Origin of the sequence: Nocardiopsis ansamitocini (assembly GCF_030268225.1) — a bacterium.
Lineage (GTDB): Bacteria > Actinomycetota > Actinomycetes > Streptosporangiales > Streptosporangiaceae > Nocardiopsis_D > Nocardiopsis_D ansamitocini.
This window is the reverse complement of sequence record NZ_BSQG01000001.1, coordinates 505,197-520,225: the sequence shown is the minus strand read 5'-3', so window position 1 is coordinate 520,225 and position 15,029 is coordinate 505,197. Positions and strand designations below refer to the sequence as shown.

Here is a 15,029-nt window from a genome sequence, read left to right as displayed (position 1 = left end):
GGCAGCATAAACCAGACCGCCCGGGAGCCGTGGCCCCCGGGCGGTCGTGTCACCGCGGCGGTACTCAGCTGTAGGAGTGCCGCTCCTCGGGGAAGGTCCCCGCGACCACTTCCTCTGCGTAGGAACGTGCAGCCGCGGTCAGGCTGGCGCCGAGGTCGGCGTAGGTCTTGACGAACTTGGCCACGTGCGGGGTGAGCCCGGCCATGTCCTGCCACACCAGAACCTGGGCGTCAGTGTGCACGCCCGCGCCGATACCGATGGTGGGGATGGTGAGCTGCGCCGTGACCTCGGCTGCGAGGTCGGCGGGAACGCATTCCAGCACCACCGCGAAGGCACCCGCACGTTCCAGTTCCTTGGCGTCGGCCAGCAGGTCCGCACCCGCCTCGCCGCGCCCCTGGACCCGGTACCCGCCCAGCACGTTCACCGACTGCGGGGTCAGGCCGATGTGGCCCATCACCGGGATACCCGCGCTCACCAGGGTTTCCACCTGGGGTGCGATCCGGCGGCCGCCCTCCAGCTTCACCGCCTGGGCGCCGCCGTCCTTCATCAGGCGCGAGGCCGCGGCCAGTGCCTGCTCCGCCGAGCCCTGGTAGGAGCCGAAGGTGAGGTCGGCCACGACCAGCGCGCGCTTGGTGGAGCGCGACACCGCGGCGGTCAGGGGCACCATGTCGTCGATGGTGACGGGGAGAGTGGAGTCATAGCCGAAGACCACCATCGCGGCGGAGTCCCCGACCAGGAGCACCGGAATGCCCGCCTCGTCGAAGACCCGCGACGTCAGGGCGTCGTAGGCGGTGAGCATCGGCCAGCGTTCCCCGCGCTGCTTGGCCAGGGCGAGGTCGCGCACGGTCACGCGGCGGTTGGTGACGCCGCCGTAGAGAGCGGTCGTGGAGGGTGTGTTGCTCATAGCGTTTCCTTCGTTGTCTCGAAGCGCCGCTGAACGGGCGTCCCCGGACGTGTCGGTCACGATTTCCGGCGCGGATGACGCCGGCAAGGCTCATCATCGCACGGTCGGTTGAACGGTCTTTCCTCGTTTTTACAACCAATTCGGCGTCTTGTTCCATCCGGCCTGGAAGTGAGATCGGACCGTTCAGCCGGAGGCTTTCCGAGCGGCCCCCAACCCCGCCGTTGCCGTCGTCCGGTGGGGGAGGCCGGGCCGGTCACATCGGCTAAGGCACACCCCGTCCGGGGCGGGTGGATCTAGGGCGATCTTCCGATGGCGCCGCCTGTGGCCTTAGCCACAGGCTCGGAGTCGAACGGGTGAAAACACTCGGAAACCCAGTCATCGGGAGCGATCACCATGAACCACGTCGACCATGCGGCAGAACTGGCCCGCCAGTACCAGGAGACGACCCGTTCCCGGGCACGCAACGAGCGACTGGCCCGGTCGCTCCCGTCGCTGCCCCGCAGGAGCGACCGGCCGACGAGAAACGGCCGGGACCGGTCGGCGTCGCAGCCCTCTCGGGCGACCGCCGGCTGACATCCTTGGGTTCCATGGACCAGCGTGACCGGAGTCCCCTGTTCGTCGGTCGGAGGGCCGAGATCCGTCTGTTGCTGGAGGACGCGGATCGCGCCCGCCGCGAGGCAGCGACCGCTGTCCTCGTGGCCGGGGACGCCGGGGTCGGCAAGTCCCGGCTGCTGCGCGAGTACGCGGCCCAGGCGCCGATGGGTCGAGTGGTCACCGGCGGTTGCCTGGAGTTGGGCGTGGACGGCCTGCCATTCGCCCCGTTCGTCACCGCGCTGCGCCGGCTGGTGCGTGAGGCCCCCGCCCCCTCGGACCACTCCCGCGAACTGCCCCGACTACTGCCCGAGCTCGGCCTTCGCCCCACCGACTCCGACGAGGGCCGGGGGCAGCTGTTCGAGGAGGTCCTGGCTCTGCTGGAATCCCGGGCCGGCAGCGACGGGCTCACCCTCGTCGTCGAGGACCTGCACTGGGCCGACCGCTCCACCCGCGACCTCCTCGTCTTCCTCCTCCGCAACCTGTACCGTGCACCGGTCCAGCTCCTGATCAGCTACCGGACCGACGACCTGCACCGCCTTCACCCACTGCGCCGTCTGCTACCCGAACTGGAGCGCCTGCCAGCGGTGACCAGGGTTGAACTGTCCCCACTGTCGCGCGCGGAGGTCGCCCGCCAAGCCGCCGGAATCAGGGGCGCCGACCTCGCCCCCCGCGTCCTCGACCTCCTCTACGCCCGCAGCGGCGGCAACCCGCTGTTCGTCGAGTCCCTCCTCGAACTGCCCGACGTGGGGGATCCGCGCGTGCCCGACGGCCCCCGTGAGCTCTTCCTGGGTGTGCTGCGCGGCCTTGACGAAACCGCTCGCTTCGTGGTCAAACTCGCGGCACTGGGAGGCGACCGCGTCGACCACCGACTGCTCGCAACCGTCGCAGACATGCCCGAGGAGGTGTTGGAGGCCGCGTTGCGTGCCGCTATCGATACCAACGTCCTGCGCACCGACGGCGAGGGCTACGCCTTCCGCCACACCCTGCTCGGCGAGGCCGTCCACGAGGACCTCCTGCCCGGCGAACGGGTGAGGTTGCACCGCCGCTACGTGATGGCACTGTCCGAGCTGATCGACGACCCCGACGCGGTGTCCGCCCTGCCGGTGACGCGCCTGGTCACCAGGCTCGCCCACCACGCCTACGCCGCGCACGACCTGCCCCGCGCCCTGGGGGCGGCATGGCGCGCGGCCGAGGAGGCGGGCGGCGCGCTGGCCCACCCCGAACGACTGCACATGCTGGAGCGGGTGCTGGAGCTGTGGGAACTGGTTCCCGACGCCGCCGCGCGGGTCGGGCACGACCACGTCGAAACGCTCCACCGCGCAGCGCGCACCGCCATCGTCGCCGACGAGGCCGAGCGTGCCGTGCGCTATGCCACTGCGGCCCTGGACGAACTGGCCGCATCGGTCCCGGCCGGCCCCACGGCCGGGACCGACGCCGTGCGCGTCGCCCATCTACTGCACGTGCGCGGGGAAGCGTACAAGGACACGGCCCACGAACAGTCCCTGGCCGACCTGCGCGACGCACTTCGCGTCCTGCCCGCCGGGCATGACGACCGGGCCAAGCTGATGTCGAGCCTGGCAGCCGAACTCATGCTGCGCGGAGCGGGCGAGGAGGCGTGGAACGTCGCCCAGGAGACGCTGCGGCTGGCCAGGGAGGTGGGTGACCGGGCCAGTGAGGCGAGCGCACTCATCACGATGGGAAGCGTGCGCGGCGACCTCGGCGACGACCCCGAACAGGGGATGGTGCTGCTGAACCAGGGGCGGGAGATCGCCCTTGCCATCGGCTCCTCCCGGTTGAAGGATCGGGCGCTCAACAACATAGGGGTCCTGTACACGACTCAGGGGCGTTTCACCGAGGGCCTGCGGCTTCTCGGGGGCAAGGAGCGGCACGGGGACCGCGACGGCCTGCGTCCGTTCCAGGAGTGGAGCCTGGCGCTCATCAACCTGCACATGGGACGGTTGGACGCTGCGGCCCGCTACGCCGAGGAAACCCTGCCGCGCTTGACCGCAAGGGCACTGCGCTTCAGAGGGCTCGTGCTGGGGGCGGAGATCGCCATCTGGCAGGACGACCTCGACCTCGCCCGGGAGTGCCTGGCCGAGATCGATGCCGGGGCGACGGAACCGCTGCGCTTTCGAGAGTTCGTCCGATGGCAACTGGTCGTGCTGCGGCTGGACCTGATCCACGGCGACCTCGGGCCCTGCCGGCGCAGGCTGGAGCGGCTGCTTCGCGACCGGCAGGAGCGCGACCTACCGGTCTACCTCTTCGGTTGGCTGGCCCGCATCGGAGCCGAACTCTGGCATCGGGCGGCGGGCGCGCCGGCCGAGCACGGGATCTCACCCGGGGATCGCGAACAGTTGCGCCTGGGGGTGCGCGCGCTCGTCGAGGACCTCATGCTCACCGACGACACCGAGGCAGCCTATGCGGCGGAGGTAGAGGCGCTGCTGTGCGCGGACCACCATGCGCAACTGGAGCAGTGGGACACGGCCGCCTGGTCATGGCACAGCGCGGGACGGCCACTGGAAACGGCCGCCGCGCTGGCCGAGGGGGCACGGGTCGCCGCGGCTGTCGGGGACCGTGCCGAAGCCGCACGGCGGCTGGCCGAAGTCCGGCGAATCGCCGCCAAGACGGGATCGGCGCGCCTCCGGCGACTCGCGACAGAGGCCGCAGGAGGCACACCGGCGGCGATCTCCGGTCTCACCCCGCGGGAAGCCCAGGTTCTTGCCGGCCTCACCAAAGGACGCACCAACCGCGAGATCGCACGGACGCTGTCCATCTCCCCCAAGACGGTCAGTGTGCACGTGTCCAACCTCTTCGCCAAGCTGGAGGTCACCAACCGCAACGCCGCGGCCGTGCGTGCCCGTGAGTTGGGTATGGGGTGAGCGCGGTGCGGTCGGCCCCCGTCAGTACTCCTCGTGTTCGGTGGGGTCGACCCTGCCCCCGACGGGCGCAGTGCAGGCGGGGACCGTCGCCCGTGGCGCACGCCGGGAGGGAAGTGGTTCTGGAAACCGGCCGAGTTCACGATCGGTCGAACCCGGTCATGGGCCGTGCGAACTCCAGGCGCGTGCGCTCCACGATCCGCAGTGCCGCCCGGCCGCGTACCGCGGCCCCACCGGATTCGAGTACCGGTGAGGCCGCTCGGGACCGCTTCGCGCACGGTGCGGCTTACAGGGTCGGCAGGTAGCGCTGCAGCTCGTAGGGCGTGACCTGGCGACGGTAGGACTCCCACTCAGCCTTCTTGTTGCGCAGGAAGAAGTCGAAGACGTGCTCGCCCAGGGTCTCGGCGACCAGTTCGCTGCCCTCCATGACCCGGATCGCCTCGTCCAGGCTCTGCGGCAGGGGCGTGATGCCCAGCGCTCGGCGCTCGGAGTCGGTGAGCGCCCACACGTCGTCGTCGGCGCCGGGGGGCAGTTCGTAGCCCTCCTCGATCCCCTTCAGGCCCGCCGCCAGGATCAGCGCGTAGGCCAGGTAGGGGTTGCAGGCCGAGTCCAGCGAGCGGAACTCGATCCGGCTGGAGTTGCTCTTGGTGGGCTTGTACATCGGAACCCGCACCAGGGCCGAGCGGTTGTTGTGCCCCCAGCACACATAGGCCGGCGCTTCGCCGCCCATGCCCGCCGAGGCCGCCGCGTTGTCCCACAGCCGCTTGTAGGAGTTCACGTACTGGTTGCACACCGCGGTGATCTCCGATGCGTGGGCCAACAGGCCCGCGATGAAGCCCCGACCGACCTTGGACAGCTGGTAGTCCGCGCCCGGCTCGTAGAAGGCGTTGCGATCGCCCTCGAACAGCGACAGGTGGGTGTGCATGCCCGAGCCCGGGAACTCCGTGAACGGCTTGGGCATGAACGTGGCGTAGATGCCCTGCTCCAGCGCCACCTCCTTCATGACCAGCCGGAACGTCATGACGTTGTCGGCGGTGGTCAGAGCGTCGGCGTAGCGCAGGTCGATCTCCTGCTGGCCGGGGCCGCCCTCGTGGTGGCTGAACTCCACCGAGATGCCCATGTCCTCCAGCATCATGATGGCGTTGCGCCGGAAGTCGTGCGCGCTGTTGTGCGGGGTGTGGTCGAAGTACCCGCCGTCGTCGTTGGGCTCGGGGAACTCGCCGTACTCGGGCTTCTTCTTCAGCAGGTAGAACTCGATCTCGGGGTGCGTGTAGAACGTGAACCCGAGGTCCGAGGCCTTGCTCAGCTGCCGCTTGAGCACGTGCCGGGGGTCGGCGTAACTGGGTGTCCCGTCGGGCATGAGGATGTCGCAGTACATCCGGGCGGTTCCGTGCGGCTCGTTGCGCCAGGGCAGCACCTGGAACGTCGTGGGGTCGGGTTGGGCGAGCATGTCGGCCTCGTGCACCCGGGCGAAGCCCTCGATCGCAGAGCCGTCGAACCCGATGCCCTCGGCGAAAGCCGCCTCCAACTCAGCCGGCGCCACGGCCACCGATTTGAGGTAGCCGAGCACGTCGGTGAACCACAGGCGCACGAAGCGGATATCGCGCTCCTCCAAAGTCCGGAGCACGAATTCCTGCTGTCGGTTCACGGTCCACCTTCCTCATACGGTCCAAGGACGCCTGAAGCGTTCCTACCAGACACCTCAGTACAAGTGTGCCTGGTGGGGGTTACCTCGACGTTAACCGAGGGTGCCCCAAGGGAGGTGGAGGCGGGGCGCAAGGCCGGTGCGGCTTCACCCCGGAGGGTTGTCGCCGCTGGTCCGAGAGGGGTTCGTTAGGCTCGTGCGCGTGGCACAACTGCGAATAGCTATGGCCCAGGTCAACCCCACTGTCGGTGACCTGGAAGGTAATTGCGGACTCGTCGTGGACTACGCGCGACGCGCCGTGGGGGAGCGCGCCCACCTGGTCGTCTTCCCGGAGATGATGCTCACCGGTTACCCGGTCGAGGACCTGGCGTTGCGCCGGACGTTCGCGGACGCCTCCATCGAGGCCGCGCATGCCCTCGCCGCGCGCCTCGCCGACGAGGGACTGGGCGATCTCCCCGTGGTGACCGGCTTCCTGAGCAGGCGCGCCGACGCCGTCACCCGGCTCGGCCAGCCCACCGGGGCACCGCAGAACGCCGTGGCGATGCTGCACAAGGGCCGCGTGGTGTTCACTTCGGCCAAGCACCACCTGCCCAACTACGGCGTCTTCGACGAGTTCCGCTATTTCGTCCCCGGCGACATCCTGCCCGTTGTACGCCTGCACGGGATCGATGTTGCCTTCGCCATCTGCGAGGACCTCTGGCAGGACGGCGGCCCGGTGGCCGCGGTGCGCGACGCCGGCGCGGGGCTGCTCGTCGTCCTCAACGGTTCGCCCTACGAGCGGGACAAGGACGACCAGCGTCTGGAACTGTGCGCCCGGCGCGCGCGCGAGGCCGACGCGGCGCTCGCCTACGTCAACCTGGTCGGCGGCCAGGACGAATTGGTGTTCGACGGGGACTCCCTCGTGGTGGACGCTTCCGGTGAGCTCCTGGCACGCGCCCCGCAGTTCGACGAGAATCTGCTGGTCACCGATCTCGATCTCCCTGCTTCAGGCGGCCCCGGCGTGTGGGGGGCCGTCAGCGGCGGCATCACGGTGGAACGCCACCTCCTCTCCGAGGAACCGGTGCCCTCCTTCGCCGTGCGCCCGCACGTCGTGGAGCCCCGATTGGACGACATCGCGGAGGTCTACTCGGCGCTTGTCCTGGGGACCCGCGACTACGTCCGCAAGAACGGGTTCGGTTCGGTCATCCTCGGGCTGTCGGGTGGTATCGACTCCGCCCTGGTGGCCACGATCGCCGCCGATGCGATCGGCCCGGAACTGGTGCACGCGGTGCTCATGCCCAGCCGCTACTCCAGCGACCACTCCGTCTCCGACGCGGAGGAGCTCGTGCGGCGCCAGGGCATCAACGGCCGAACCGTGGCGGTGGGGCCGATGGTCGACGCCTTCGAGGACGCCGTCAAGATCGACGGGCTCGCGGCGGAGAACCTCCAGGCGCGCGTCCGCGGCCAGCTACTGATGACACTGTCCAATCAGGAGGGCCATCTTGTCCTGACCACCGGGAACAAGAGTGAACTGGCCGCAGGCTACTCCACGCTCTACGGGGACTCCGCGGGCGGTTTCGCGCCGATCAAGGACGCCTGGAAGACACTGGTCTGGGAACTGGCGCTCTGGCGCAACGCCGAGGCCGAGCGCGGGGGGGAGACGGCCCCGATCCCGGAGAACTCCATCACCAAACCGCCCAGCGCCGAACTGCGTCCCGGACAGCTCGACACCGACTCGCTGCCGGACTATCCCGTCCTCGACGCACTGCTGGACGACTACGTCGGGACGGACCTCGGCCGTGCCGAGCTCGTCGCGGCCGGGCACGACGCCGACCTGGTGGACCGGATGATCCGCCTGGTCGACCGCGCCGAGTACAAGCGCCGCCAGTATCCGCCTGGCCCCAAGGTCAGCAAGCGCAATTTCGGCAGGGACCGCCGGTTGCCCATCACCAACCGCTGGACCGTCTGAACGGCTCGTGGCCCCCGCCGATGGGCGAGGGCCACGCAGTACAGGTAATCGGGGCGGTGGTCGGCCGTGCGGCCACCGCTCAGGCCGCCAGGCCCTTGTTCCGATGCCCGCTACCGCCCGTGCGGGTTCGTGCGTCCCGGCGACGGTCGGCGGCGTCGATCAGTCGTTGACGGCGGGTCAGCCGGTTCTGTGCTTCCCGGATGAGCGCGGCGCGGTGGTCGTCGGCCAGGGCGCGGGTGATGTCGGGGTGCATGGTTGCCGTCCTTCGGTTCGCTCGGGCGGGTGGTTCCGCCCGACTGACCACAGACTTTCGCTAAGACGCCAGATCGCACATCGGGCGAACTCCTTAGACGGCGCGCATCGTCGGGGTGGTGCCGCCCGCCGGCTAAGACCGCGGTCCGGTCCCGTCGGGCCGGCGGGGCACTGCGGGGCAGCCGGACGGACGTCTCCATGTCGTGTACCGCCCCTCCCCTCCGAGGCGACAACCAACGGTTTTGCAAATACTTGCAATCTCTGCAAGGGAGTGCGCTGGGTGAGGGATTCGTCCGGGGTGCGTGGTGCTCGGGGGGCTGGATGTCGCGGTGGTCATGTCGCTTTTGTGCATGGTCGACGAGTTGCCGAATGTCGAACTTATCGTGCGAAAAGTAAGCAAAAGCGTCATTTTGCTGCGAGGGACTTCTTTTTTTGTGCACTCGGAAATGCGGAGTTCACAAAGCGGCGATCAGTTGTTACCTTCGTCTCACTGTGAAAGTTCTTGCATCGCTTGCAGGTTCGCTTCATCTCACGGTGTTCCTCCCGTTCGGGAAGTCCCCCCGTCTCGCTTTGGAGAGCGTGATGACAGCAGTTCGCAGACCACTGGCCGTCCTGCTGGCGGCCGTCCTCGGCTTCGTCCTGTCCCTGATCCCCCTGACGGCCGTCTCGACCGCGCACGCGGACCCCCTGCCCCAGCCCCGGGAAGCGGCGGTCGAGGCCAACGGCGACTCCATCGTCCACCTGTTCCAATGGCGCTGGGACTCCGTCGCCGAGGAGTGCGAGACGACCCTCGGCCCCAACGGCTGGGGCGGAGTCCAGGTCTCCCCGCCCCAAGAGCACGTCGTCCTCCCCGCCGCAGAAGGGGGGACCTACCCCTGGTGGCAGGACTACCAGCCGGTCTCCTACAAGATCGACCAGACCAGGCGGGGCGACCGCGCCGCATTCGTCGACATGGTGGAGCGCTGCCGCGACTCCGGGGTCAAGATCTACGTCGACATGGTCCTCAACCACATGAGCGGAACCGGATCGGTCGGTGCCGGCCCCGGCAGCGCAGGCACCGTCTTCGAGAAGTACTCCTATCCCGACCTGTTCGGCGACGGCTCCGGCGACAGCTACACCCGCGCGGACTTCGGCCCCTGCTACCGCGAGATCACCAACTGGAACGACAAGGCCGAGGTCCAGAACTGCGAATTGTTGAGCCTGGCCGACCTCAACACCGCCGACGCCGACGTGCGACGCATGATCGCCAAGTACATGAACACGGTGATCGACCTGGGGGTCGCGGGCTTCCGGGTGGACGCGGCCAAGCACGTGCAGGAAGCGCACCTCGCCGACATCATCGACCGGCTGCACGACGTCCCCGGTTTCGGTGGCCGTCCCGACCTCTTCCACGAGGTCTACGGCGACGCCACTGTGCCCTACACCGCCTATGCCCCTTACGGCGGTGTCACCAACTTCGACTACCAGCGCGCAGTCGCCTCCGCCTTCAGTGACGGCACCATCGCCTCCCTGGGCGCCATGCCCGACTACGGCGGCCTGACCTCGGCCCAGGCGGTCGTCTTCATCGACAACCACGACACCCAGCGCGCCACCCCGACGCTGACCTACAAGGACGGCGACCGCTACTACCTGGCGGACGCGTTCATGATGGCGCACCCTTACGGCACGCCTCAGCTGATGTCCAGCTACGCCTTCGGTTCCGTGGAGGCCGAGGGGCCGCCGAGCTCGACGAACGGCACCACCAACGCCACCGACTGCGACTCCGCCGCCTGGATCTGCGAACACCGTAACGAGCAGGTCCTGGGGATGGCGGGCTTCCGCAACGCCACGGACGGCCACGGCATCGGCAGCGTGACCACCGACGGCAACGGCCGCCTCGGGTTCGCCCGCGGCACCGCCGGCTACGCCGCTTTCAACGCCACTTCCAGCGTCTGGGACAAGACGTTCACCACCGGCCTGCCCGACGGCGACTACTGCAACGTGGCCCGCGGCACCTACGACGCCGAGGCCGACGCGTGCACCGGTGGTGTCCTCACCGTCTCGGACGGCGCCTTCACCGCCGCCATCCCCGCCAACCGGGGCGTGGCCCTGCACATCGAGGCCCTGACCGAGTGCCTCGACCCCGGCGGCTGCGGTCCTGTCGGCCCGCCGCCGGGCGGGGGGAGCACCTCGTTCACGGCCGACGTCACCACCGACTACGGCCAGGAGGTCTATGCCGTCGGTTCCGTGCCCGAACTGGGTTCGTGGAACCCCCGGGACGGACTGAAGCTGAGCACCGACGAGGCGACCTATCCGACCTGGACGGGTTCGGCCGACATCGACGGCCCCTTCGCCTGGAAGCTCGTCAAGGTCTCTCCCGGCGGCACCGCCGAATGGGAGAACGATCCCAATCGCAGCGGTACCGGTGGTGCCTCCTACAACGTCACCTGGAACGTCGCGGCCGGCGGCAGCGGAGGGGGAGGCGGCAGCGGATGCTCCGCCGTCACCGCCCGCTTCCACCCCACCGTCACCACCTGGCACGGCCAGGAGGTCTACGTGGTCGGCTCCGTCGCCCAACTCGGCAATTGGGACCCGGGAAAAGCCGTGAAGCTCTCCTCCGCCGACTACCCCCTCTGGAAGGGCACGGTCTCCCTGCCCGGGGGCACCTCGTTCACCTACAAGTACGTCAAGAAGAACCCCGACGGCACGGTCGAGTGGGAGCAGCGCGGCAACCGTTTTGCAACCGCCGATGACAGTGGCGGCGGCTGTTCCCGAACCTTCGCCGACAACTGGGGCTGAGCCTGATCCCCTGAAAGTCCTGTCCGACTTCGATCCGGTTCAAGACAACCGGATCGCCGCAGGCCGCACCCTGTCGCACACCTGCCGAGGACAGCGGCGCGGTGTCGCCACGGCGGCACGGACCGTGCGCAAAGCGGCAAAGAGCCCTGGTCCCCAGCCGGTGTATCCCGTAGCCTGCCCAGTGACCCCAAAAGATCGGAGTCCCGCCGTGAAGACGAAACTCTGGGTTGCCGGTACCGCGATCGTCGGTTTCCTCGCCGTCTCCGCAGCCATGGGATACATCAGCATGGGTGGCTGATCCGGGACGTCACCCACTCCGCTCGCATCGCCGCGTGATCGATGCCGGGCCCGTCCCCACCTGTCACCGCGGGACGCGATGACCCGGGGGCGGGCGGATCATGCCCTGCTCCGCGGGAGTATCGATCGAGATCTCGCAGGTCGGGTACCGTCCGATGCGGCGATGTCCTACTGGTGAACAGGTGTCCTACACGTCGTAGTAGCGTGCGGGCCATGGACATCGTCTATTCCGCGCTCGTATTCCTGCATCTACTCGGCATGGCGGGCATCGTCGCCGGGTTCCTCCTTCAGCTGATCAGCGGGCACGCCAAGTCGCCCAAGGTGATCCTGCACAGCTCCCTCCTCCAGCTCGTCACCGGCCTGCTCCTGGTCGGCGTGGGTGAGATGGGCGACGGCGACTTCAACCACGTCAAGATCGGCGTCAAGCTCGTGATCTCCGTCGCCGTCACCGTCGTGGCCGTGCTCAACCTTCGCAAGCCCGCCACCAGGCTCGCCGTCATCGCCGGCGTCCTGGCCATCCTCAACGTCGCCATCGCCGTCTTCTGGTAACCCCCACCGTCCGCAACGATCAGGCCGGCGCCCTTCCCCGCAGGGTGCCCGGCCTTTCGTGTGTCCGGACATCCACTCAGGAAGGGGCCTCGGTTCCACCCCACCGGGCATGCGCGCACTACGGTTGTCGTCGTGGCGACTCGGAATGGTTCGGAGATGACCGCGGGGGCGCTGGCGCGCCGCGGGTTCGGTGACGGTGCACGCTCGGTGCGGCTGATGGCCGAGTCGGGACTCGACCCCGGTTCGCACGCGGTGATCGTGGACGCGCTCAGCGCGGCCCCCGACCCCGACCTCGCGCTCCTGGGTCTCACCCGGCTCGTGGAGCGCTCCACCGAGGCCGAGGAGATCCGCACCGCACTGGTCGAGGACGCGGAACTGCGGTCCAGACTGATCAGCGTGCTGGGTGCCAGTACCGCCCTCACCGACCATCTGGCGCGCCATCCCGGTGACTGGCGGGAGCTGCTCGGCGCCGACGCCGCGCGCCTTCCCGGTACCGAAGAACTGCGTACCGGACTGCTGCACACGGTCGGAGCCGACCCCAATTCGCCCGCGCCCACGGCCGACCTCTCCGACGGCGAGCCCGCCGATGTGGCCCACGCGTTGCGCCTGGCCTACCGCCGCAGGGTGCTGCGCCTTGCCGGGCGGGATCTGACCGGCCTGCAGAGTCTGGACGAGGTGGCGGCGGAACTGGCCGACCTCGCCTCCGCCACCCTGGAGGGCGCCCTGGCCATCGCACGCGCCCAGTTCCCCGACGACGCCGCCCGCTGCCGGATCGCCGTCATCGGAATGGGCAAGTGCGGTGGGCGCGAGCTCAACTACGTCAGCGACGTGGACGTGGTCTTCGTCGCAGAGCCCCTCGACGACACCGTGGACACCGAGGCCGCACTGCGCTCCGGTTCCCGTCTGGCCGCCGCCATGATGCGCATCCCCGGGGAGACCGACGCCGAGGGCACCCTGTGGGAGGTCGACCCCGCGCTGCGGCCCGAGGGCAAGAACGGGCCCCTGGTGCGCCCGCTGTCGGGACACCTCGCCTACTACGAGCGCTGGGCCAAGACCTGGGAGTTCCAGGCGCTGCTCAAGGCCCGCCCCATCGCCGGCGACCCCGAACTGGGCGCGGCCTACGTCCAGGCGATCAGCCCGCTGGTCTGGCAGGCGGCCGGGCGCAAGAACTTCGTCGAGGACGTCCAGGCCATGCGCCGCCGGGTGGAGGCGCACATTCCCCGCGCGGAGGCCGACCGCCAGCTCAAACTCGGTCCCGGCGGCCTACGCGACATCGAGTTCGCGGTCCAGTTGTTGCAGCTGGTGCACGGGCGCACCGACGAGACACTGCGTTCGGGCGGCACCCTGGTGGCGCTCGACGCGCTCTCGCACGGCGGCTACGTGGGCCGCGACGACGCTGCCGAGATGGCCGACGCCTACCGGTTCCTGCGCAGGGTGGAGCATCTGCTCCAGCTCTACCGGCTGCGCCGCACCCATCTGCTGCCCGATCCCAAGACCGCCTCCGGACAGGACGAACTGCGCCGCCTCGGCCGTTCGCTGGGATTCGGCGTCAACCCCGTCGCCGACCTCACCGCCACCTGGCGCCGCCGCGCCGGACAGGTGCGCACCCTGCACGAGAAGCTGTTCTACCGCCCGCTGCTCAAAGCGGTCGCCCGGCTGCCGGGAGAGGAAGCGCGGCTGTCCACCGCGCAGGCCGGGGCCCGGCTGGAGGCACTCGGCTTCACCGACCCGCGCGGCGCGCTGCGGCACCTGGAGTCCCTGACCGCGGGCGTGACCAGGCGGGCCGCCATCCTGCGCACCCTCCTGCCGGTCATGCTCGGCTGGTTTGCCGACGCCCCCAACCCCGACGCCGGACTTTTGGGATTTCGCCAGGTGAGCGAGGCGCTCGGCACTACGCCGTGGTACCTGAGGCTGCTGCGCGACGACGTTCGCGTCGCCGAGCGGATGGCGTGGCTCCTGGGCACCAGCCGCTACGTCACCGACCTGCTCCTGCGTGCCCCGGAGTCGGTGGCCGTCCTCGCCGACGACTCCGACCTGCGCCAGCGCCGCAACGTCGAGTTGATCGTGGAGGCCGATGCCGCGCTGCGCCGCCACGACACGGCCGAGAACCAGGTGGCCGCGGTGCGTGCGTTGCGGCGCCGTGAGCTGCTGCGCACGGCCGCAGCCGACCTGCTCGGCGTGACCGGTGTCGACGGGGTCGGCGACGCGCTCACCGCGATCTCCGCGGTCACCATCGACGCGGCCCTGCGCGCCGCCACCGAACGGGTGGCCCATCAAAGGGGGGAAGAGCCGTGTACCCGGCTCTGCGTCATCGGGATGGGCAGGTTCGGCGGCAACGAACTGACCTACGCCAGCGACGCCGACGTGATGTACGTGCACGCCCCGCTGCCCGGTGCGGACACGGCCGCGGCCACCGAGACCGCGGGCGCCATCGTGCGCGAGCTGACCCGGCTGCTGGAACTGCCCGCGGCCGAGCCCCCGGTGCGCCTGGACGCCGCCCTGCGCCCCGAAGGCAAGAACGGACCGATGGTACGCACCCTCGACTCCTACGCCGCCTACTACCAGCGCTGGTCGGCCAGTTGGGAGAGCCAGGCACTGCTGCGCGCCATCCCCATCGCCGGCGACGCCGAACTGGGGGAGCGCTTCACCGCGCTGATCGACCCGATCCGCTATCCCAAAGACGGGATCTCGGTGAAGACGCTGCTGGAGATCCGCCGCCTCAAGGCACGGATGGAGTCCGAGCGGCTGCCGCGCGGTGCCGACCCCACCCTGCACACCAAGCTGGGGCGCGGCGGCCTCTCCGACGTGGAGTGGGTGGCTCAGCTCATCCAGTTGCGCCACGCCCACGAGATCCCGGAGCTGCGCACGACCGGCACGATCCGGGTCCTGGACGTGGCGGTCGAGCGCGGCCTGCTCGACGTCGACGACGCCGCGACGCTGGAGGTCGCCTGGCGGCTGGCCTCCCGGGTGCGCGGTGCGATCATGCTCGTGCGCAACAAGGGCGGCGACCTGATCCCCGCCGACCTGCGCGAGCGCACCGCGGTCGCCGCCGCGCTGGGCTACGGTTCCGAGGACGAGGCGGAGGGGCCGGGGGAGCGGCTGTTGGAGGAGTACCGTCGCGCCACGCGCCGCGCCCGGGCAGTGATGGAGCGCGTCTTCTACGACAGCTGACCGTGTCCGGGGCCC

At 69.7% G+C, this 15,029-nt stretch carries 9 protein-coding genes; 6 read left to right on the top strand and 3 right to left on the bottom strand.

What is annotated here, in order from left to right:
- Positions 1 to 64: 64 nt before the first annotated feature.
- On the bottom strand, positions 65 to 904 hold the full coding sequence (gene panB, locus QSJ59_RS02360; RefSeq protein ID WP_285756986.1) for a 3-methyl-2-oxobutanoate hydroxymethyltransferase: 840 nt from the start codon (positions 902 to 904) through the stop codon (positions 65 to 67).
- 393 nt (positions 905 to 1,297) lie between these two features.
- Here panB and QSJ59_RS02355 point away from each other — a divergent pair, with 393 nt between their 5' ends.
- A complete protein-coding gene (locus QSJ59_RS02355) occupies positions 1,298 to 1,477 on the top strand; it encodes a hypothetical protein (protein WP_285756985.1) in 180 nt (59 codons plus the stop codon).
- A 14-nt stretch (positions 1,478 to 1,491) separates the two neighbouring features.
- Entirely contained in the window at positions 1,492 to 4,377 is a 2,886-nt protein-coding gene (locus QSJ59_RS02350) for a helix-turn-helix transcriptional regulator (RefSeq protein WP_285756984.1), read from the top strand.
- A gap of 283 nt (positions 4,378 to 4,660) precedes the next feature.
- Here the strand turns inward: QSJ59_RS02350 and QSJ59_RS02345 are convergent, their stop codons facing one another.
- The gene (locus tag QSJ59_RS02345; RefSeq protein ID WP_285756983.1) at positions 4,661 to 6,022 is read right to left on the bottom strand and encodes a glutamine synthetase family protein; all 1,362 of its coding nucleotides are present in this window, start codon (positions 6,020 to 6,022) and stop codon (positions 4,661 to 4,663) included.
- Positions 6,023 to 6,242: 220 nt separating this feature from the next.
- Here QSJ59_RS02345 and QSJ59_RS02340 point away from each other — a divergent pair, with 220 nt between their 5' ends.
- A complete protein-coding gene (locus QSJ59_RS02340) occupies positions 6,243 to 7,967 on the top strand; it encodes an NAD+ synthase (protein ID WP_432707430.1) in 1,725 nt (574 codons plus the stop codon).
- A gap of 79 nt (positions 7,968 to 8,046) precedes the next feature.
- On the opposite strand, the gene QSJ59_RS02335 is transcribed toward QSJ59_RS02340, so the two are convergent.
- A complete protein-coding gene (locus QSJ59_RS02335; RefSeq protein WP_285756981.1) occupies positions 8,047 to 8,220 on the bottom strand; it encodes a hypothetical protein in 174 nt (57 codons plus the stop codon).
- A gap of 581 nt (positions 8,221 to 8,801) precedes the next feature.
- On the opposite strand from QSJ59_RS02335, the gene QSJ59_RS02330 reads away from it, so the two are divergent.
- The 3 genes from QSJ59_RS02330 to QSJ59_RS02320 all read left to right on the top strand — a co-directional run bounded on the left by QSJ59_RS02330 (position 8,802) and on the right by QSJ59_RS02320 (position 15,014).
- The gene (locus QSJ59_RS02330) at positions 8,802 to 10,997 is read left to right on the top strand and encodes a carbohydrate-binding module family 20 domain-containing protein (protein ID WP_285756980.1); all 2,196 of its coding nucleotides are present in this window, start codon (positions 8,802 to 8,804) and stop codon (positions 10,995 to 10,997) included.
- 510 nt (positions 10,998 to 11,507) lie between these two features.
- Complete coding sequence (locus QSJ59_RS02325) at positions 11,508 to 11,843, top strand: hypothetical protein (protein ID WP_285756979.1); 336 nt, start codon at positions 11,508 to 11,510, stop codon at positions 11,841 to 11,843.
- A 156-nt stretch (positions 11,844 to 11,999) separates the two neighbouring features.
- The gene (locus QSJ59_RS02320; protein ID WP_285757857.1) at positions 12,000 to 15,014 is read left to right on the top strand and encodes a bifunctional [glutamine synthetase] adenylyltransferase/[glutamine synthetase]-adenylyl-L-tyrosine phosphorylase; all 3,015 of its coding nucleotides are present in this window, start codon (positions 12,000 to 12,002) and stop codon (positions 15,012 to 15,014) included.
- Positions 15,015 to 15,029: the final 15 nt, after the last annotated feature.

Coding starts and splice junctions, on each gene's coding strand:
- QSJ59_RS02340 (WP_432707430.1), top strand. CDS start 6,243: ATGGCCCAGGTCAACCCCACTGTCGGTGACCTGGAAGGTAATTGCGGA.
- panB (WP_285756986.1), bottom strand. CDS start 904: ATGAGCAACACACCCTCCACGACCGCTCTCTACGGCGGCGTCACCAAC.
- QSJ59_RS02325 (WP_285756979.1), top strand. CDS start 11,508: ATGGACATCGTCTATTCCGCGCTCGTATTCCTGCATCTACTCGGCATG.
- QSJ59_RS02330 (WP_285756980.1), top strand. CDS start 8,802: ATGACAGCAGTTCGCAGACCACTGGCCGTCCTGCTGGCGGCCGTCCTC.
- QSJ59_RS02350 (WP_285756984.1), top strand. CDS start 1,492: ATGGACCAGCGTGACCGGAGTCCCCTGTTCGTCGGTCGGAGGGCCGAG.
- QSJ59_RS02335 (WP_285756981.1), bottom strand. CDS start 8,220: ATGCACCCCGACATCACCCGCGCCCTGGCCGACGACCACCGCGCCGCG.
- QSJ59_RS02355 (WP_285756985.1), top strand. CDS start 1,298: ATGAACCACGTCGACCATGCGGCAGAACTGGCCCGCCAGTACCAGGAG.
- QSJ59_RS02320 (WP_285757857.1), top strand. CDS start 12,000: ATGACCGCGGGGGCGCTGGCGCGCCGCGGGTTCGGTGACGGTGCACGC.